We start from the raw sequence: 17,824 nt of genomic DNA, 5'->3' as shown, positions 1-17,824 counted from the left end.
CCAATGCTCGCCCATCCCACCCATGAGCGCCTGATCGCGCTCGGCCTCACCGGCATGGCCAAGGCCTTCGAAGAGCAGCGCGCCGCGCCCGATCTCGCCGCGCTCAGCTTCGAGGAACGCGTCGGCATCATGGCCGACCGCGAGGCGGCCGAGCGCGACACCAAGCGGCTCACAGCCCGGCTGAAGTTTGCTGCGCTCCGGCAGGACGCCTGCGTCGAGGACATCGACCTGCGTACGCCGCGCGGGCTGGACCGCGCGCTCGTCGCACGCCTGGCGGCCGGCGACTGGATCCACCGCCATCAGAACTGCCTGATCACCGGGCCCTGCGGCGTCGGCAAGAGCTGGATCGCCTGCGCGCTTGGCCACAAGGCCTGTCGTGACGGACGCTCCGTCTTCTACCAGCGCGTCCCGCGGCTCTTCGAAGCGCTGGCGCTCGCCCGCGGCGACGGCCGCCACGCCGGGCTGCTCAAAACCCTCAGCCGCGTCGATCTGCTGATCCTCGATGACTGGGGCCTGGCCGTGCTTACCGCCAACCAGCGCATCGATCTGCTCGAGATCCTCGAGGACCGGCAGGGCCGCGGCTCGACGATCGTCACCAGCCAGATCCCCGTCGACCAATGGCACGACGTGATCGGCGACCCGACCCTGGCCGACGCCATCCTCGACCGGCTGGTGCACAACGCTCACCGGCTGACCCTCGCCGGCGACAGCATGCGACGGCTCTCCGGCCACCGCGAGCTTGACGCTCAGACCAACGCCTGACTCCATGCCCACGTCGGCCGACTGCGCCGCCCACGATCACGTGGAATAGGCGCCCGCCATCGCGTGGAATGAGCGCCCACGATCACTGGAATGCGCAGTTAGGAATCACGACGCCGACACCCTTCCCCGTCCGCGTCGGCGCATAGAGCAGCACGTGCTCGGAGCCTCCGAAGCGCAGGTAGGCGCCGCTTGCGCGGCCGAGCAGTAGTCCTCGCCGGGCGCGGAGCCCCGCTTTTCGCAGCTCCCCCTCCCCGGCCCAGCGGGCTGCCCCATGCAGCGGTCGCCTGACTTGAAGCACGGCCGCCAAGGCCAACATCGTCACGAAGAGGCCAGAGCCGACGGCGCCGATCTTCAGCCACCGCACCACCTCAGGATCGCCGCGGTAGTACCAGAGCCAGCGCGGCAGGACCCCTAGATCGACGTTCGAGGAGAGCTGGCCAAGCCCGCCGAGGGTGATCAACATCCACAGCGATAGCCACAGGCCGAGGAGCAGCGTCGCCCCTGCCCCGACCAGCCAAGCCTTACCGGCGGGGGTCGCACTTGCGAAGGGGGTCATAATAGACCTCCGTCATGCGGAAGCGGCCGGCCTCGCGCTTCATCTGGACGACGACGTCTACGAGCAGCAGGAGGAGCGTGCGGATGTCGGTCCGCGACAGGTCGCGGCCGCCTTCGGACTCCTTCACCAGGAGCGTCAGCTGCTCGAACGCGAGTTGGGCGGAGTCGGCATGCACCGTGGTGATCGATCCCGGGTGGCCGGAGTTCACGTTCCGCAGGTAGAAGAAGGCCGAGCCGTCCCGAAGCTCCTGCAAGAGGATTCTGTCCGGCCTCATACGTAGAGCGCTTTCGAGCAGCTGCTTGGCGCCCACCTTGGCGAGCCCCTGCCCGTCCTTGGCGTAGATCAGGTGAACGACGTTGCGGTGAGGCACCACCAGTTCTCGCGCGTCCTCGATCGTCAGGAGCCGCTCCCCAGGCGGGATCAGCTTGATCAGCGTCTTCGAGAAGGTCGTCTTGCCAGAGCCGGTGGCGCCGCTGATCAGGATGTTCTTGCGAGCCCGCACCGCGAGTTCGAAGAACTCCGGCCAGCGGCCGGCGTCCCGGAGCGCCATCAGTTCGGTCTCTTCGGGAGCGAGCTCCTCGGTCGCCGATTTCGCGCCTTCGAACAATCCCGAGGCGACCAGGTCCTGCATGCCGAACTCCGCCGCCGAGGGCTTGCGGATGGTGAACGAGATCGTCTCCGCCGCCGGCGGCAAGACGATCTGGCAGCGCTCGCCGCCAGGGAGCACTGTCGAGCAAACAGGCTCGGACGCGGTGACATCCTGATTGGTGAAGGCGGCGGCGGTTGTCGCCAGGGTCGACAGCCAGCTTGGCGTCAGATCCGGCGCGTCATGCCAACGCCATCCGCCCGGACCTTCCACACCCACCTCACCCGGACGATTGATGACCAGCTCCGTGACCTCTGGCGCCTCGAGCAGAGGCGCGAGGGGCGTCAGGTGGTGGCGAAGGACGGCCGTGTCACTCATCGCAGGGCCAGGCCGTAGACGTCGGCGAAGTTCAGGTCCTGCGCCACGAAGATCGACACCTCCTCGCCCTGGCTCTTCCGCAGCCGCGGGGGAATGCCGATCGAGTTCTGCAGGGCGATGCTGGCGGTCTCGCTCGGCACATCCATGGTGGTGTTGAACCGGCCGCGCCCGGCGCTTTGGGCCGCGATGTTGGCCGCATCGTCGATGATCGAGAGTAGCAGCGCCCCGCCGAACCGCTCCCAGAAGAAGGTGTCGACCTTGCCGTCGAACCCGGCCCGGCCGAGGCCGTCCGCCGCCGGCGAAGCCAGGCTGACGGCCACTCCGTTCGGGGTTACGGCTCGGGTCCAGAGCACGAACAGCCGCTTTTGACCCTGGCGGATGCCGCCTCGGTACTCGCCGAGCACCTTGGTGCCCTTCTCCATCAGCACGACGCGTCCGTTGTCGGAGTAGACGTCGCGGGGAACGAGGCAGGTGGCGTAGCCCGGCACCGAGCTGTCCAGGGCGGTCTGCAGGACGCACGGAATGCTCGATCCGGCAGTAATCAGGAAATTGCGGTCGGGGAGCATCTCGGCGCGCGCTTGCGCGACACCCGCCGTACGCCTGAGCTTGTCGAGCTCGCTGGCCTCGCGGGCGCCCTCCCCAGCCGCGGCGGCGGGCCCGCTGAAGCCGCCCAGGCCACGGTTGGCAGAGTAGGCGATGATGGGGGCGCGCCGGGCCGCTTCCGCCAGCTGGCGCCTCTGGTCGGCCGCGCCTGGACCGGCCGCCGCCTGCGTGGGCTGCATCGGCGGCACACCCCCGCCATCGCCGCCCGCGGTAAGCGTTCCGTCGGGATTGAGCACTGGCGCATTGGGATCGTGCGCCGCCTTCGCCAGCAGCGGCGAGTCCGCATCCGGCCCTTCGTAGTTCACGACCTGGCGCGCTGGCGTCTTCTCCAGGGGCGAGTCGTCAGGCTTGGCGTCGCCCCGATCCCAGGTGGCGACGATGAGCAGGCCGGCGGCCGCCACCATCCCGACCATTCCGAGGACCTTCCCCTGGGTCCCGGCAGCGAAGCGGCGGCCGACCGGAGATATGCCGCGCTCGGAGGCGGGCTCGTCGTTCGCCGCCCGGCGCAGATTATCTTCGGGCGGCGGCTCCGGCGCGCTCTCGCCGTAGCGCGCCGCAAGTTCGTCAGGCAGGCGCGGCCGGCGCGGCGGCTCTCCCGACGTCGCGAGGGTGTCGGTCATCGGTTGCCTCCCTGGGACTGGGTGCGCTTGACGATGGGGGAGCCGGTGCCCGTGCCGTAATTCACGCCGTAGGGCTGAACCGCCTCGTTGTAGATGCAGAGGACCTCGCGGCCGCGCCGGAGCCGGAGCTGGGGTGAGACTCCGTGGATGACGACGAACTCGCCGCGGACGTCGAAGGGCACCAGAGCCTCAGAGCCGTCCGGCGAGACTGTGTAGATCGTCGGCATCTCCCGCTGACCCGGGAAGCGCAGCACCGTGAACTGACCGTTGTCGCTGACCTCGGAGGGCTGGATCTTCGAGGAGCCCTGGACTGTGTAGTTGAGGTTGCGGACGCCGGTCGTGACGCCGATGTCGAGCGCGGTCTGGACCGCCCCGCGCTGGGCCGCCAGCGCCTGACGAACGCGCTCTTCTTCGGGATAGCGGAAACGGACCTGGAAGTAGGTGTCGGGGGTGCTGGCGGAGATCGGACCTGAGCGGGTGCGGAGTTCGAAGGTGTAGTTGCGGGTCTCACCGGCGCGCTTGGTCGTGACGATCAGATTGGTGGCGCCCGTCTTCTCACGGGGCTTCACGAACAGGATGTTGGTCTCGGCCGCGACTTCCCACCCCACCGTGTCGCCGAGGGCCACGTGCAGGATTTCCTCCTGCGGGCTGAAGATGATCTGGGTCGCGGTCCTGAAGGCGCCGACGACCTGGTAGACTTGCCAGGGATCGTAATCGACGACCTTGATCCGCGGATCGGCGGTGCCGGGTCGGGGCGTCTGCGCCGCCAGGGCGGGCGCTCCAACCAGCGCGACGGCCAGCACGCCGGAGAGCAGAAGCGTCTTCATCGCGGGATCTCCGGATCGGCGCGATAGCTCTCGACCTGGAAGCCAAGCGGATTGCGGAGCCGGTCCGACTCCAGCATCGGAGCCTTGGTGTAGCTGAACGTGACGGTCGCGATCCAATCGCTCTCCGTGGTGGCGGTGGCCTGGCGCACGGTGCGGTGGAAGCGGACGTTCGCCACCCTGTCGTTGATGAAACTGATGTTGCGGATTTGGACGTCGGCGAGGCCTGTCGGACCGTACACGGCCTGAGGGCTCTGCGGGTTTGTCGGACGCGCCGCAGCCGCCCAGCGTTCCTGTTCGTCAGGTGTTGAAAGGATCGAGACGAAGCGGAAGTTCTCTTCGGCAGCCGGCGCAATCCAACCCTCGCGGGCTCGGACGTATTGAGCGAGGAAGTACTTGTCGACGGCTTCGTTGTACTGGGTCGGCCTGGTCCCGTTGAGCGCAGTCATCACGTCGACAGCGCCCGTGGTCTGGTTCACCCGGACCACGAAGGGGGAGACCGACTTCAGCGGGGCAAGCGCTGTCACGGCAGCGATCGCCGCGACGGCCGTGGCGGTGGCGACGCCGGCCACGATCCAGGCGAAACGGCGCGATCGCTCGGCGGCCAACGCCCGGTCCTGGTCCCAGGAGCGCGCTTCTCGGAAATAGGCCTGCAGGTCGTTTGCGGGGACGCCAGTCATGACAATTCAGCAGCTCGGATAGGGGGTAAGCGAGGACAGCCGTTGGGGCTTGGCGGGCTTGTTGTTCGACGCAGCCGGCTTCGGCGGCGCGCCGTTCGGCACGGTGTTCATCACCGGCGGTTTGCCGGGGCTGGTGTCGGGCTGGGCGGTGACCGTCGCGGGCATAGGTGAGCCGGGCAGCACCGAGCCGTGAGGATTGGCGGGACGCCGATCCTTCCCATTGCACGCCCGCGGCTTGTCGCGGGCTACTGCGCTGGATGTGCTGGAAGCAGCGAGGAGCAGTGCGGCACAAACAACGAGGAACTTGGAAGTCATGGCATGTTCCTAAGCTGCGCGTCGGGAGTTGTTTGACGAGCTTCGGCTGACGGACCCGCCGCTTCCGCCGCCCCACTTCGGCAGCGAGGGCGCGTTAATCTTGGAGGCCGCTCGCGTCGCCCAAACTCCAGATCGGCCGAAGTCGCGGAGTCCAGCGGCTGCGCCACCTGCAATACCGGTGGCAATGTTGGGGACCTGCAAGAAGAAGATCGCCGCTAGAACGCCATATACGGAGAACACAAGGCCAGCGACTTTGGGATCTGGCTGAGCAGTAATCATTCCCCATTGGTTTTGCACCAATGCGAGAACAAGCTGGAAGACAGCGATTATGAGCGCAAAGACGAGCAAGTAATTCACGCCTTGCGACACCCAACCCCAGAAGTACTTCCGCGTCGCTTCGAACGGTATGCACGCGATGAAAATCGGCCCGACCGCGACGAGTAGCGCCAGAGCCACCTTTGCAAGCATCGTGATGCCGAACCCAAGTCCGGCCGCGAGGGCGGTCACGCCGTAGATGAGCAGCGCCACTATCCACGGGACAGGGTCCATCATGTTGGCGCTTTGGCTGCAGCTTTCTGCTAGCTCGAATCCGCGCCCGAGAAAGTCGTCGAAGGCTTGGCCGATCGTCTGGACGTTTCCTCCACTGATTGCTCGAGCCAATGAGTTCGGAAGATCGTGAAAGAGCGGTTCGGTGACCCAGTCCGAATACGCAACTGTGGTAGCGACTGTGTAGACGAAGGCGAGCTTAATCATCCGACCAACGCCCTCCATTATGGGCTCGTTGATCATTCCGCGAAGCACCGCCAAGCCGTAGAGAACCACGTAAAGCAGAAGGGCCGCGCGTAGTGGTCCATCCACCTCAGCTATTACGTCACTCAGGCGCTGATTGAGAAATTGGTCTAATTGACCATCGACGTAGTCGTAGGCTGGATCGAACACGCCGGCCATAGATCACCTCTCTCGCCGCGGTTCTGACCCTTGATTTGTCGGATGCTGCATGCTCCGCCACACCGATTGAGCAGCTTCGTGACGTGCATTAGCTTCAGCCGCTTGAGCGTTCTGGCACTCTGGACCGCCATGCGCTCCTCGCTTGCAGTCTTCTAAGACTTCTTTCGCAACGGCAGGGTTCTCCGCAAAGTAGGTTGCTGACCGTTCACACCCGCAGAGCATCGTCGTAAAAACTAGGAGCGCCCACGGCCTCATTTTGAGTACAGGCTCCGCCAGAAGGCTTGGGCCTCATCGTGCCGCCTGGCCGAGGCTTCCCTCTGCCTTTGCGCCTCCAAACGCTCATCTGCCGCTTGCATGATCGCGACCCCCTGAAGCCGCATTTGATCATTTTGGATCATGGCGGTCTCGGCATCGATGCGCGCCTGGAGATCGAGGACGGCGCGGGCATTGGGTGCAGTGCTGAGGGCCTCACGAAGCTGTTCGAGGCCTTGCAGACGTTGATCCGCGGTTTGGGTGACGCGCTCGCCCACCGCCATGTCACGTGCTGCCCGGACGCCCGCCTTCTCCAACGTGTCGCGATAGAACCGTTCGGCCGGGCTGATCCCCGCGCTATCAGTCGGCGAATAGATGCGATTGGAGTCGCGGATGGTGGTCGCGCGTGAGGTAAGCGACCCGAGGTCCTGGAGATCGCCGCTCATCAGCCGTCGGGCGTCAGAGAACTCAGCGGGCAGCAGCGTGCGAACGGCAGGCGTGTTCAGAAGCCCGCCGATGCTGTTGACGTTCGAGATCTGGTTGAGGCTGTCGTAGAGCCGCTGGCCTTGCCCGATGATCTCAGTGCCCTGGCGAACCTGCTCCTGGAGCTGGGAAAGCTGCGCCTGCGCCTCCCGGATCTGGTCGAGCATCTTTGCGTAAGCGCCTGGGTCCGTGACGACCATCTCGGCCCGGACGGGGGCGGACGCGGTGACGACGAGCAGCGCGGTCGCAGTCAGTAGGATGGGACGCCTCATCGCAGGCTCCTTCGTTCGATGTGGAAGATCGGCTCCCAAACAGCCGGATCGTCGCCGTGGCGGGCACGGATGCGGTCGAGGAGTTCGACGGTTTCGGTGCGTCCGCTGAGAATGGCGAGCTCGTCATCGAGGCCGTTGAGGTTCAGCTCCACCACAACGGAGTTGTGACCCTGCTTGACCAGGAACTGGCGCGACTCCGGCGCCAACTCCTCGCGGATCAGCCGGAACTCCTCATTGGTGAGCCCGAAGCCCTCGACGTAGTCCTTGGCCGAGCCATAGGGGTTCGGCAGGTAGATCTTCGTCGCGCACATCTCCACGATGGTGGGCGCGATCGGCGACTTGAGCACGTCGGAGGGGCTCTGCGTCCCGAACACCATCATCGCATTACGCTTGCGGTAGGTCTTCAGGCCGTCCTGAGCCAGGCCGCGGAAGGCCTCGTCCCCGAGCGCCTTCCAGAACTCGTCGATATCCACCACCAGGCGGCGGCCGTCGGCGAGCGCGTCGATGCGGTGGAAGAGGTACATCATGATCGGCGTGCGGACCTCCGGGTTGTCGAGGAAGTCCGTCATGTCAAAGCCGAGGAACCGGCCCTCGAGGCTCATCTCGTCGGCCTCGTTGTCGAGCACCCAGCCCAGCGGCCCCGTGCGGGTCCAGCGCTCCAGCCGTGCGCCAATCCCCTCAGGGTCGCGTTGGCCCAGGAGCTGCCTGAGCGCCTGCAAGGAGCGGTTGGCCTGCGGCAGGGGCGCCAGGGCCTGAATGCCGTCGTCGATGCGCCGCTCCTCCTGCACGGTGAGCGGCCGGTCGGCCGGCGTCACGAGCTTGCGGACAAGCTGGCCCAGGAAGAGCAGGTTCGCGGGCGTGTACTCGAGCGCCTTGAACGGCGCGAAGCCTGTGGGCGCGGCGTTTCGGAGGGGCAGGTAGGCTCCGCCGCAGGCCCGCACGAAGATCTCCGCACCCCGGTCCTTGTCGATGAAGATCTGCTGAGCCCCAAGCTTCTCCATCTGGGCCAGCATGAAGTTCTGGACGACGGTCTTGCCGCTCCCCGTCGGCCCGCAGATGAAGGTGTGGCCGATGTCACCGGTGTGGAAGTTGAAGTAGAACGGCGACATGGCCGAGGTGCGGAGCAGCGCCACCGGCGCGCCCCAGTGATTGCCGCTCCGGCGCCCCGCAGGGTAGGTGTGGAACGGCGCCAGTGCGGCGAAATTCCGCGAGGTGACGGCGGCCGGACGCGTGCGGTAGCTGAACGCTCCCGGAAACTGCGACCAGAACGCGCCCTCAAGCGCCAGGTCCTCTCGGGCCACGAGCACGCCGGAGTCCGCTAGCGTGGCGCGGGCGAGCGACATGTGGTCCTGAAGACGCTTCGGCGTCTCGCCATAGACCAGGAGCGAGAACTGGTGATCGCCCATGACGAAGCGGTTGCTGACCAGCTCGTCGATGGCCTCGCTGAGTCCTTCGATCTGAGAGGCCGCCCGGTCGCCCGCTCGGACCATCTGGTTCTGGCGCCGCTCCATCACTGCCTTGGCCGCAGGCTTGGAGAGGAAGCTGAAGGACTGGGTGGCCACGAACGGGTACTTGGCTTTCAGGAGCTCGTCCCAGAGTCCCGGACGGGTGGTGGCGGGGTATTCCTTGACCCCGAACATGCCCGCGAACCGCTGCTCGCCAGGCTCGCGGATCTCCAGGCTCTCGCGGCCGATGATCACCCGGCTGGAATAGATCGCGCGCCCGAGGTGTCCGCTCACCAGCGGCATCGGCTGATGGCGGCCGGTGAGCAGAAGGTGGAGGAGCTCCATGGGCTCGGAGAAGGCGAGGCCTCGACGCTCGTAGAGGCCGAGCGGCTGGGCGCCGTATCGGGCGAGGTACTGCTCGAGGTCCCTCCCCTTCTCCTGCAGCCGCTCGATCGCTTCGGGCTGCACCTCGGCCCCGGCCTTTCGCGCGCGCTTCAAACGCGCGACGATCCCCGTCAGCCGTTCGCCTGCGCCGAAGCCCGGATGCAGCACAAGGGTGAGATAGAGCTCGTTGACGAAGAGGCGCGTGCGCGAGATCCGTTCGCGGTAGGCGTGGTCGAGCCGGCGGGCGAACGGCGAGCGGAAGTCGCCCTCGGGATAGCCGGTATCGAGGCGACGGACGAGGTGCGTCCACACGGCCAGCCGGTCGTCGGCCAGGTTGCGCCAGGCCCCGTTGAGCTTGGCGTGCCAATCGTTGAGGTCGCGGGTGTCGGCGGTCTCGAACGACACGCCATCGAGCCGGAAGGACATCATCAGCGCGCGGGTGTCCAAGGCGATGATGGTGTCGGTCACGTGCCGGGCGTAAGGCAGCTGCCGGCCGAGCGCCTGCTCTCGGCCAATTACGCGCTGCGGCGTCCGAACGACTTCGGTGATGAGACCTTGGCTGCCATCAGCCATGGGCGACCTCCTCCGGACGGTAGCGGCGGCGCACGGGGAGCGGCGCGATCGAACTGCCGCCCCACCAGCCGCCATTGCGGGCGCGGGCCTTGGTGTCGAACCAGATGAACAGCACCCGGAAGGCGTTGTGGTCGTTCTTGACGATCGCCCGGAACAGGACGTGCAGCACGACGCCGCTGAGCAGGTAGAGGGGCGTGCCGCCGGCCAGGAAGATCAGCCCGGTGAGGATCATGTTGACGCTCATGGCCTCCAGCGGCACGCCGAGCAGCATCGCCGGGCGGGTGCAGGCCAGGAACAGCATGTCTTCAGTGAGCGGCTCGTCCGGCATAGCGCACGTTCCCTAGGCGACCGCCCCCCCGGTGATCTGCCCCACGACCCAGGCAGCGCTGAAGACGACGACGATCCCGAGGATGACCACGCCGGCGCGGCGGACATCGAGCAGGCCGAACATGACGCTGAAGCCTAGGAGCACCACGGCGATGATCGCGATGAGCCGCGCGATGTTGCCCGTCAGCAAGTCGACGATGTTCTGCAGGAAGCCCTCGACGTTCGAACCCGCGGTCTGGGCGAGCGCCGGTTCGAACAGGACGAGGCTCAAGAGCCCCGCCATCAGCCCGATAGCGCCGTAGCGCCGCAGGGCTCCACCGCTCGAGGCGGCCAAGGTCTTCATGGATGATCTCCCTTTCTCGATCACGTCAGCGCACCTGCGGCTGTCCGCCGAACACCAGGCGCTCGCCGCCGGCCTGGCGCGCGAAGACGTCCCAGCTAGGTGGGGGCGGCGGCTCGGCCGTCAGTCGAACTGCAGCCGTTGGGGGCTCCGCCAGGGCAGGCGCTGGATCAGCCGGCTGGTCGGCCGCGAGCGCGGGCGCCGCGACAGCAATCGCCGGGACCACGGTCTTGGCGGACGCTTCGACCTTCGCCACGTAGCCGTTCCGGAAGCCGCGGCCAGCGTCCCCGGTGTTGTACAGGGAGAGGGCCACCCGGAGCGCGCCCTGCGGGTCGCTCAAGTTGCGCGACGCCGTCGCATAGTTCGCCTGCAGGACGCGTCCGGCCGCCGCCAGGTTGGCGCAGGGCTCGAAAGCGTCTTCGATGGAGAGCTTCAGCCAGCCGAGGTTCTTGCTGTTGATCTGGCCAAGGCCGAGGTCGAAGTTGGCGCCCGTGCGCAGAAGGGTCTCGGCCATGCGCACGGCCTCGGCCTTGCTGCGCGGCTGGCGAGCCAGTCTCACCCCGCTGTTGACGTTGATGGCGAGGGGGTTGAATCGGCTTTCGGTGCGGACGACCGAGAGCAACGTCTCAGGTGCGACGCCAGGCGCGCACTGCTGCGCCAGAGCCAGGGCCGCGGAAAGCTCGATGAGCATCGGTCCCCCTCCCCTCGGCTCAGGCCGCCAGCCTGGTGGTGAGCGGCGAGGTGACCTCGGCGTCCGGTTGAGCCTCCAGCAGCTGCTCCAGCATCCAAACCGGCGCCGAGAAGCGGCCTCTCGCCGGAACCTCCAGCGCGACAGGGTCGCGGACGTTGAAGAGCGCCCGGGTGCGCTCCAGAAGGTCCTCCTCCACGGGCCACGCGACCCCGACGGCCTGGCCCTGCCCGTAGGGCTGCGGAAGGCCCAGCGGCTCCGGAGACCAGCCCAGTTCCACGAGCTGACCCAGGAACTTCGTGTCGCAGTAGGTGAGGTAGGTCTCGATCAGGCGGCTGCGCGCGAACTCCAGCGCCGCGAGGATCAGGGCCCGACGGGCCCGCACAAGGGTCTTGGGGCGCGCAAGGGTGCCCGGGCACCAGCGCGTCCATTCCCACACGCCGGGCCCGCGCGGAGCCTGGCCGCGCGTCACGGACTGGGGCCAGCATTCGGTCAGCATGCACCGGCGCCAGGTGGGCAGCAGGCGCAGGCTGCCCTGGACATCGCCGTTCTCCATGGCCAGGAGGTAGACGGCGGAGACGTCGTCGAACTGGTCTCGCTCCAGCCCGTCCCGCCGCGCCAGTTCGGTCCACCCGAGACCGCCGACGAACACCTCGTGCCGCTGCCGGTGCATTTGGTCGAGCTCCCGGCCGTAGCGGTCGCGGTTGGCGGCGGTGACGATGTGGACCTTCATCGGCGGACCTCGGTGTGGGTTCAGCCGATGGTTGTGCGGGCCGCCGCAAACGGGCGACCCCGCAAGTCTACGGGGTTGTCGTTTCCAGCAGCCCGAGCAATAGGGCCTGCGCCACGGCCTGCATTCGGGTATGGACACCAAGCTTCCGGCACGCGCTCGCCAGGTGTTCGTCCACGGTGCGGGCGGAAAGGCTGAGGATTTGGCCGATCACGTAGGAACTCTTGCCTTCACGGGCCCAGCGCAAGCACTCGATCTGCCGAGCGCTAAGCTTGGCCTTTTGGGGCTCGCCGCCGTCGTTCCTCTGCCGCAGCTTGCGCGCCAGAGACCCGTAGTAGATCGACAGCAGGTGCAGGGCCGCGCGCGTATCCGGCGCGTCCGACGCGAGGCGCTCGCCCATCATCAGCACCGCCGAGACAGAGCCGTCGACGTGGTGCAGCGGCGTCATAAGACCCTCGTTCAGGCCGAAGGAGCGGGCCTCCTCCATGACACGGGCTTCGTCGGGCTTGAGCGCGCCACGCCGCGCGGGAAGGTCGCTCCAGAACAGCGGCTCGGTCGAGCGCAGCATCTCCCGCACGATCGGATCTCGCGCCGCGTGGCCCTGGGCTTCGTAATGCGCCTGCCACGCCGCGTGGGTGCGCCCGAAGGTCACCTCCACGTGACGTTCGCGCAGCGGGTCTGCGATCTGAACGCCCACGAAGACGTCGACGCCCAGCGGCTCCAGGGTCTTGGCGAACACCGCCTCAAGCTCTGGGATACTCTCGACCTGCTGGGCGTCGTTGATGGTGTCGAAGGCTCTGCGAGCGATATCATGCTCTGGACGCAGCACGGACGAGCTCCTGCGCCGGCGCACGCGGCGCGACTGAAGCCTCCAACCCCATCGGCTGTGCCGACAAACAAGATGTACCCTGGGTTGCGCTACGGCGGCAATACTCTGGCGTGGTTAATTTGCGAATGATTCCTAAGTTGGGCCATGCACGGCGTGCGAGTCCAGCGGGCGGCCTGCTGTTCCTCGCGAGTTTCGGGCTCCTCGCGGTCTGGGTCGGTCCGCAGCTGACCCGGGACATCTCGGCCGCGGCCCCCTCCCCGCCCCCGCTGGCCGGCCCCGCGCGGCCGATCGACGGCGACACCCTGGCGCTAGGTCCGACACGCATCCGGCTCTGGGGCATCGACGCGCCTGAGGCGGACACGCCGCTCGGCCGGCAAGCCACCCGCCTGATGTCCGAACTTCTGAGCCAAGGGCCGGTCCGCTGCATAGATACGGGCGGGCGCTCGCACGACCGGATTGTCGCGCGATGCCAGGGCGCGGCGGGTGAGGACCTCGCCGAGCAGGTGGTGGCGGCCGGTCTGGCGGTGGACTGGCCGAAATTCTCCGGCGGCCACTACGCGCCCGCGGAATCGGCGGCTCGCAAAGCGCGGCTGGGGCTAAACGCGCCGGCGCGGGCGGATTAGCCGGCTGGGTCAGCCAGTCGTCGCAGGCCAGTGCTGGTCCAGGAGGTCGCGAAGCGCGGCTTCCGCGTCCTGGCGCGTCGCGCCGGCGCCCGTCAGGAGCGTGAGGCGGATTTCCCTGCGCCTGCGCCCATCGACGCGCAGGACCGGCGCGCCGGCGGCGTTGCGCACCACGGCCGGCTCGGCCGATCCTGACTTCTTGGGGGATCCTGACTTCTTGGGGGCGTCCGCGGCCCGTGCGAGCCTTCGGATGATGTCCTGGGGCGACAGGCCCTCCCCTCCCCGCTCCGCAAGCTCGCGCGCGGCTTCAAGAACCCGCGTCCGGCGATCGTCGGGTTTGAGCAGCGGCTTCAGGAAGGTGATGTGCTTGATGCGCAGGGCGTGCGGATCCGGGAAGGCCGCGACCAAGTCGCCCGGCAGCCTCGCCAGGTCCAGGTAGCGACTGAGCCAGGCCTCGGAGACGTTGAGGCGCTGGGCCATGGTCTTCTGGCGGCCCTCGTAATGGCGATCAAGGGCGCGGAGATAGTCACGCGCCCGCTCGATGTCGCTGAGGTCGTCTCGCGCGCGGTTCTCCAGGTCGGAGACCCGGAAAGCCTCCTCATCGGTCATCTCGCGGATTTCGACGAGAAACCGGAACTCCGGGTAGTTGTGCGCCCGCAGCCAGCTCACTGACCAGTGGCGGCGAGCCCCGCAAATGACTTCGAAGTCGTACGCGGGGTCGTCCTTCACCCGCCGGACGATGGCCGGCATCTCCTGGCGGCCCTGAGCTTTCAGGCTCTCGATCAGATCGCCGCAGCGCGTCTCGTCGAGACGGGCGTAGTCGCGGTTATGCTCCGCCCATATCCGGCAGCGCGCGGGGTCCACTTGCTCCAGGGTCCTGGCCACGACGGCGCCCGAGGCCAGCTCGGCCAGACGATTGCTCCGTCCGGCGAGCACGCCGATGCCGAGCCGGCCCTGAGGTTCGGGCGGCGGCGCCTCGATGTCGTCCAGCGCGCCGGCCAAGCCGGCGGCAAAGCCGCGATTCTTGCTCATCGCCGTTCCCTCCCCGGCGCGATTGCACGGGTGCAATTTCTGATGTGCGAGGCCTTTTGCACCCCGTGGGCAGGGGCGCGCTTAATAGATGCCCTCATGCCAAGCCCTCCTTGCGAAGGCGTCCCGCATGGCTGGGCCAGGTCGCCCGGATATCCACCAGGATCTCGTCGTTTACGCCGTTGAGATAGGTCAGGCAGCGATCACGCACGGCCTTGCTGGTCATGGGGCCGTCGAGCTCATAGACCGTCATCAGACGGGCGGTGACGTTGTCGATCTCGGCCGAGTCCTTGAGCGGCGTCCGGATCATCACGTGGCCGAACACCTGCCGCATCAGGGCGATGAGCTCCTTCTGCATTGACTTGTTCTCGTCAACCTTGGAGGCCACGACGCGGATGAAGTTCAGGGCCGGCGCGAGATCGCGGGTCGCCAGCTCCTCCAGCGTCTCATCCAGCATCGCCAGGAAGGCGGCCGTCGAGGAGAAGTCCATGACCGTCGGCGGCACGGGCACCACCAGGGCGTTCGCGGCGCGCAGAACCGACAGGGAGATGGCTCCGAGCGCCGGCGGCGGGTCGAGGATCACCACGTCGAACCGGTCGGCGACGGAAGCGATTCCCTGAGCGAGCCGATCCAGCAGACGTCCCCCTCCCCGCGCCATGCGCGCCGCCAGCTCGTACTCGGACTGGAAGAGGCGCAGGTTCGCGGGGATGAGCTCCAGCCCGTCGAAATGCGTCTTCTTCAGCGCATAGTCGAGGGAGGTCATCTCCTCGTAGCGAAGGAATGGGTAGAGGGTCTCGTCCTCGCCCAGGTCGAGGTCGGGCACGTAGCCGAAGAGCGTGGTCGCCGAAGCCTGGCTGTCGCAGTCGATCAGCGCGACACGGTAGCCCTGGATGGCAAGGTATTGGGCGAGATGGACGGAGAGGGTCGACTTGCCGACCCCGCCTTTGAAGTTCTGCACAGCGATGACTGCGCAGGGATCGTCCGGCGCACGCCAGGGCCGCGTGCCAAACACGCCGCGCATGTCGTTGACCTGGGCCAGGGTGTAGCCGACCCGCCGATTGGTCTCGGTCCTCGGCGGCTCGGGCAGCCGGCCGTCCTTCTCCGCCTCACGGATCGCCGCAGGTGTGCGGCCGACCAGCCGCGCAGCTTCGCTGATGGAGAACGTCGGCTCGCGTCGGGCGCCCGACCGGGCGGCCCTCGCCGTATCGCGAAGGTTGGATACGACCGCCGTCGCCCGGCGGGCCAGCTGGGCCACCGGACCCGCAAGGGAGGCTGCAGGGGTTTCCGCCAGGTTGGTCGACATCAGCTAGGCCTCCTCGCCACTTTCGAAAATCTGCGCATCGGGCGCAGAAAAGCGAAAGCTGCCGGCAAGACGGTGTATTTTCGCTTGGTAAACCAGTCGTTAACGCTGGTCGGCAAGGAAAGCCCGATTCTGGCATGTTGACGAGACGTCATCCTGACCTCCCGGGGGGCGTCAGCGCCCCATCTTACCAGCCAAGCTGAGCGTGGAGCTTAGGCCGATTCCCTCGTGGCACCTTCGGGCTGACCTCGTGGGGGCCAAGCGTAGAGCACAGGCGTGCAGCACCTCCCCAACGGCGAATTGGCCGTAAGCGCGGCCGAAGAATTGCACCGGTGCAAGCGAGGCCGACCTCTCCGCGCCTGTCGCCGCAGCCGGCGCCCTTGTTGGGCCCAGCGATCCGCCGGCTCATGACCGGCCGCATCGTCGCCATCGCGCCGGCGTAGAAGCAGCAACATCGATTTTCCTTGCCTCGCGCCGTGGGCAGGTCCGGATTGCACGGGTGCAATTGGGTGATGATCGAGGCCTGAGCCACTCTTCTCCCGAGCCGCCAAGGCGTGATTGCACCGGTGCAATCACGTCTCTGCCGAAGCCTACTGGAAACAGGCTTAGGCGTGCTCGCCAACGCATCGCCCTGGCCGAGATGGCAGCGGTGGCCCTTGGAGACTGAACGCCAGTCTCGCGGCCCCTGACCGCCTGGGGGCGCCTAGATCGCCCGCTCTTGCACCGGTGCAATTCGGGCGATCCTGCCATCTGGGCACGCCCCGACCCCGCTCCCGGGGGACTTGCGCCCTGTCATTGTCCCGCCCGCCACCCCATATTTGGCCGGAGGTCAGTATGTTCCCCTCCAGCTATTCACACGTCTTCTCCATCCATCCCGAACCTAACGGCCCTCAACACATTCGACCTGGAGACCAGGTCCGATGCGGCGAGAACCTCTACCCGCATTTCGAGGTAGTCGCGGTCGATCGTGACACGGTCTGGCTGCGCAACGTGACCGACGGCTCAGATCATCTGGCGCCCCTGTCTCGCTGTCGGAAGCTTCCGCCCGACGCGAACCTGAAGCACGCGGCGGAATAATGCAGGCCGGACGGAAGGCTCGCGCCGGAGCTTTGGATGCCGAGCCTCGGTGCGGCCAGCCACGCGTGAACGAGGGCAGGCGAGGGCGCGCGGCAATTGCACCCGTACAATTGCAGCTCAGGGGCGCCCCCGACGCGCGGCGAACGCTTGGCAGAAGCCGGTCCAGGACTTCACGAGCTTGGCGCCCGAGAGCTTCGTCAGACGCTCGCCCATCTGCTCGCGGTAGGCGCCTGCGATCAGGTCGAGATCCCAGCCCCCGCCATGAACCCGCGCGATCTCGGCGAACGGCTTGGACCAGCGGATCGAGCCCTCCGGGAAGCCGTCTGAGGCGGGCGGCGAAGGCGCCTTCACGCGCGCCGGCACAGCGGCCGGCTCCGGCAGAGCCGTTGCGGGGACCACCACCTCGACCGCATACTCCCGCCGAGCGCGGCGTCCCGCTGAATGACGTTCGTTCTCAGCTACGGTGGCAAGCTGCTCGGGCGCATCCTTCGGCAGGAAGAAGAACTCGATCTCCACGACAGCCCGGCCGCGGCGGATCTCGCGCCAGTCCACGGTGAAGTGGGCGAGCTGGTCGATCTCCGCCTTGGCGCGCTCCAGCACCTTGCGCCGCAGCTGCGCGAAGTCCTTGTAGAGTTCGGGCGCAATGCCGAAGGCGGCCCTCAAGGCGGTCATGTCCCCGCGCCAGGTGGACTGCCGTCGATGGATCCGCAGGGCGCCCATCTCGTAGAGCCTGAGGGCGTAGGTCGAACGGAAGCCCAGCACCGCCTGGCGGTTCAACACCGCGTAGGTCTCCGACTCCTTGATGAGCCGGCGCGCGTCAGGGGTGAACTCCCATTCGATCCAACCCCGCTCGCCCCCGTCCTCCTCGACCTCTTCGCGTGACGACTGGATCAACGGAAAGCGCTTCGTCGCCTTACGACCCCGCCAGGACAGATCATCGATGGCGAAGAGGGTGCGATGAAGCTCCTCGAGCATGTCGGCGATGCGCTCGTTGCCCTTGTGGCCGCGACGGATGTCGGATTTGCGCATCTTGTGCGCCACGGGCCGCCAGGCGTCGCCGCCCGCTGTCAGGATCATCAGGGCCAGGAGCCGCGACGCCGTCAGGCTCAGCGACTGGCCTTTGACGAACCGGACCTCAACGAGATTGCCGGGCTTGGCGAACTCCTCGCCGTCACGCGCGCGCAAAGCGTGCGCCACCCGCAT

At 67.3% G+C, this 17,824-nt stretch carries 20 protein-coding genes; 3 read left to right on the top strand and 17 right to left on the bottom strand.

Going from position 1 to position 17,824, the window contains the following annotated elements:
- Nucleotides 1-3: 3 nt before the first annotated feature.
- A complete protein-coding gene (gene istB / locus PHZ_RS19610) occupies nt 4-762 on the top strand; it encodes an IS21-like element helper ATPase IstB (RefSeq protein WP_012520260.1) in 759 nt (252 codons plus the stop codon).
- A gap of 82 nt (nt 763-844) precedes the next feature.
- Here istB and PHZ_RS19605 read toward each other — a convergent pair whose 3' ends face one another.
- Genes PHZ_RS19605 through PHZ_RS19585 form a run of 5 tightly spaced genes read right to left on the bottom strand, consistent with a single transcriptional unit; the run spans nt 845 to nt 5,009 of the window.
- On the bottom strand, nt 845-1,225 hold the full coding sequence (locus PHZ_RS19605; protein ID WP_148217013.1) for a type IV secretory system conjugative DNA transfer family protein: 381 nt from the start codon (nt 1,223-1,225) through the stop codon (nt 845-847).
- A 58-nt stretch (nt 1,226-1,283) separates the two neighbouring features.
- Nucleotides 1,284-2,282, bottom strand: coding sequence for a P-type DNA transfer ATPase VirB11 (gene virB11 / locus PHZ_RS19600; protein ID WP_012520259.1), 999 nt, complete (start codon nt 2,280-2,282; stop codon nt 1,284-1,286).
- A complete protein-coding gene (gene virB10 / locus PHZ_RS19595) occupies nt 2,279-3,505 on the bottom strand; it encodes a type IV secretion system protein VirB10 (protein ID WP_012520258.1) in 1,227 nt (408 codons plus the stop codon). Before virB10 ends, virB11 begins: the two co-directional genes overlap by 4 nt.
- Complete coding sequence (virB9, locus tag PHZ_RS19590) at nt 3,502-4,332, bottom strand: P-type conjugative transfer protein VirB9 (protein WP_012520257.1); 831 nt, start codon at nt 4,330-4,332, stop codon at nt 3,502-3,504. The genes virB10 and virB9 overlap by 4 nt, the downstream gene beginning before the upstream one ends.
- Nucleotides 4,329-5,009, bottom strand: a complete 681-nt coding sequence (locus PHZ_RS19585) for a virB8 family protein (protein WP_012520256.1) — start codon at nt 5,007-5,009, stop codon at nt 4,329-4,331. Before PHZ_RS19585 ends, virB9 begins: the two co-directional genes overlap by 4 nt.
- Before the next feature lie 61 nt (nt 5,010-5,070).
- Here PHZ_RS19585 and PHZ_RS23800 point away from each other — a divergent pair, with 61 nt between their 5' ends.
- Nucleotides 5,071-5,202: a hypothetical protein gene (locus PHZ_RS23800; RefSeq protein WP_269079177.1), complete on the top strand. Its 132-nt coding sequence runs from the start codon at nt 5,071-5,073 to the stop codon at nt 5,200-5,202.
- A 131-nt stretch (nt 5,203-5,333) separates the two neighbouring features.
- On the opposite strand, the gene PHZ_RS19580 is transcribed toward PHZ_RS23800, so the two are convergent.
- The 9 genes from PHZ_RS19580 to PHZ_RS19545 all read right to left on the bottom strand — a co-directional run bounded on the left by PHZ_RS19580 (nt 5,334) and on the right by PHZ_RS19545 (nt 12,595).
- The gene (locus PHZ_RS19580) at nt 5,334-6,272 is read right to left on the bottom strand and encodes a type IV secretion system protein (RefSeq protein WP_012520255.1); all 939 of its coding nucleotides are present in this window, start codon (nt 6,270-6,272) and stop codon (nt 5,334-5,336) included.
- Nucleotides 6,273-6,275: 3 nt separating this feature from the next.
- Entirely contained in the window at nt 6,276-6,494 is a 219-nt protein-coding gene (locus PHZ_RS23855; protein WP_407946780.1) for a hypothetical protein, read from the bottom strand.
- Nucleotides 6,495-6,523: 29 nt separating this feature from the next.
- Entirely contained in the window at nt 6,524-7,279 is a 756-nt protein-coding gene (locus PHZ_RS19575) for a type IV secretion system protein (RefSeq protein ID WP_012520254.1), read from the bottom strand.
- The gene (locus PHZ_RS19570; RefSeq protein ID WP_012520253.1) at nt 7,276-9,681 is read right to left on the bottom strand and encodes a VirB4 family type IV secretion/conjugal transfer ATPase; all 2,406 of its coding nucleotides are present in this window, start codon (nt 9,679-9,681) and stop codon (nt 7,276-7,278) included. The genes PHZ_RS19575 and PHZ_RS19570 overlap by 4 nt, the downstream gene beginning before the upstream one ends.
- The gene (locus PHZ_RS19565) at nt 9,674-10,009 is read right to left on the bottom strand and encodes a type IV secretion system protein VirB3 (protein WP_012520252.1); all 336 of its coding nucleotides are present in this window, start codon (nt 10,007-10,009) and stop codon (nt 9,674-9,676) included. The genes PHZ_RS19570 and PHZ_RS19565 overlap by 8 nt, the downstream gene beginning before the upstream one ends.
- Nucleotides 10,010-10,021: 12 nt before the next feature.
- Entirely contained in the window at nt 10,022-10,351 is a 330-nt protein-coding gene (locus PHZ_RS19560; protein ID WP_041374460.1) for a TrbC/VirB2 family protein, read from the bottom strand.
- 25 nt (nt 10,352-10,376) lie between these two features.
- On the bottom strand, nt 10,377-11,039 hold the full coding sequence (locus PHZ_RS19555) for a lytic transglycosylase domain-containing protein (protein WP_012520250.1): 663 nt from the start codon (nt 11,037-11,039) through the stop codon (nt 10,377-10,379).
- A gap of 19 nt (nt 11,040-11,058) precedes the next feature.
- Nucleotides 11,059-11,769, bottom strand: a complete 711-nt coding sequence (locus tag PHZ_RS19550) for an acyl-homoserine-lactone synthase (protein ID WP_012520249.1) — start codon at nt 11,767-11,769, stop codon at nt 11,059-11,061.
- A gap of 67 nt (nt 11,770-11,836) precedes the next feature.
- Nucleotides 11,837-12,595, bottom strand: coding sequence for a LuxR family transcriptional regulator (locus tag PHZ_RS19545; RefSeq protein WP_012520248.1), 759 nt, complete (start codon nt 12,593-12,595; stop codon nt 11,837-11,839).
- 137 nt (nt 12,596-12,732) lie between these two features.
- Between PHZ_RS19545 and PHZ_RS19540 the strand changes: the two genes are divergently transcribed.
- Entirely contained in the window at nt 12,733-13,218 is a 486-nt protein-coding gene (locus PHZ_RS19540) for a thermonuclease family protein (protein WP_187149130.1), read from the top strand.
- A 9-nt stretch (nt 13,219-13,227) separates the two neighbouring features.
- On the opposite strand, the gene PHZ_RS19535 is transcribed toward PHZ_RS19540, so the two are convergent.
- From PHZ_RS19535 to PHZ_RS19525, 3 genes are all read right to left on the bottom strand, one after another.
- A complete protein-coding gene (locus PHZ_RS19535; RefSeq protein ID WP_012520246.1) occupies nt 13,228-14,247 on the bottom strand; it encodes a ParB/RepB/Spo0J family partition protein in 1,020 nt (339 codons plus the stop codon).
- A gap of 94 nt (nt 14,248-14,341) precedes the next feature.
- Complete coding sequence (locus PHZ_RS19530; RefSeq protein WP_012520245.1) at nt 14,342-15,547, bottom strand: AAA family ATPase; 1,206 nt, start codon at nt 15,545-15,547, stop codon at nt 14,342-14,344.
- A 1,191-nt stretch (nt 15,548-16,738) separates the two neighbouring features.
- Nucleotides 16,739-17,824, bottom strand: a complete 1,086-nt coding sequence (locus tag PHZ_RS19525; protein ID WP_012520244.1) for a replication initiation protein — start codon at nt 17,822-17,824, stop codon at nt 16,739-16,741.

The sequence above is a fragment of the Phenylobacterium zucineum HLK1 genome (genome assembly GCF_000017265.1).
Lineage (GTDB): Bacteria > Pseudomonadota > Alphaproteobacteria > Caulobacterales > Caulobacteraceae > Phenylobacterium > Phenylobacterium zucineum.
The sequence above is the reverse complement of the archived record's forward strand: the minus strand, read 5'-3'. Positions and strand labels throughout refer to the sequence as shown.

Coding starts and splice junctions, on each gene's coding strand:
- istB (WP_012520260.1), top strand. CDS start 4: ATGCTCGCCCATCCCACCCATGAGCGCCTGATCGCGCTCGGCCTCACC.
- PHZ_RS19605 (WP_148217013.1), bottom strand. CDS start 1,225: ATGTTGATCACCCTCGGCGGGCTTGGCCAGCTCTCCTCGAACGTCGAT.
- virB11 (WP_012520259.1), bottom strand. CDS start 2,282: ATGAGTGACACGGCCGTCCTTCGCCACCACCTGACGCCCCTCGCGCCT.
- virB10 (WP_012520258.1), bottom strand. CDS start 3,505: ATGACCGACACCCTCGCGACGTCGGGAGAGCCGCCGCGCCGGCCGCGC.
- virB9 (WP_012520257.1), bottom strand. CDS start 4,332: ATGAAGACGCTTCTGCTCTCCGGCGTGCTGGCCGTCGCGCTGGTTGGA.
- PHZ_RS19585 (WP_012520256.1), bottom strand. CDS start 5,009: ATGACTGGCGTCCCCGCAAACGACCTGCAGGCCTATTTCCGAGAAGCG.
- PHZ_RS19580 (WP_012520255.1), bottom strand. CDS start 6,272: ATGGCCGGCGTGTTCGATCCAGCCTACGACTACGTCGATGGTCAATTA.
- PHZ_RS23855 (WP_407946780.1), bottom strand. CDS start 6,494: ATGCTCTGCGGGTGTGAACGGTCAGCAACCTACTTTGCGGAGAACCCT.
- PHZ_RS19575 (WP_012520254.1), bottom strand. CDS start 7,279: ATGAGGCGTCCCATCCTACTGACTGCGACCGCGCTGCTCGTCGTCACC.
- PHZ_RS19570 (WP_012520253.1), bottom strand. CDS start 9,681: ATGGCTGATGGCAGCCAAGGTCTCATCACCGAAGTCGTTCGGACGCCG.
- PHZ_RS19565 (WP_012520252.1), bottom strand. CDS start 10,009: ATGCCGGACGAGCCGCTCACTGAAGACATGCTGTTCCTGGCCTGCACC.
- PHZ_RS19560 (WP_041374460.1), bottom strand. CDS start 10,351: ATGAAGACCTTGGCCGCCTCGAGCGGTGGAGCCCTGCGGCGCTACGGC.
- PHZ_RS19555 (WP_012520250.1), bottom strand. CDS start 11,039: ATGCTCATCGAGCTTTCCGCGGCCCTGGCTCTGGCGCAGCAGTGCGCG.
- PHZ_RS19550 (WP_012520249.1), bottom strand. CDS start 11,769: ATGAAGGTCCACATCGTCACCGCCGCCAACCGCGACCGCTACGGCCGG.
- PHZ_RS19535 (WP_012520246.1), bottom strand. CDS start 14,247: ATGAGCAAGAATCGCGGCTTTGCCGCCGGCTTGGCCGGCGCGCTGGAC.
- PHZ_RS19530 (WP_012520245.1), bottom strand. CDS start 15,547: ATGTCGACCAACCTGGCGGAAACCCCTGCAGCCTCCCTTGCGGGTCCG.
- PHZ_RS19525 (WP_012520244.1), bottom strand. CDS start 17,824: ATGCGGGTGGCGCACGCTTTGCGCGCGCGTGACGGCGAGGAGTTCGCC.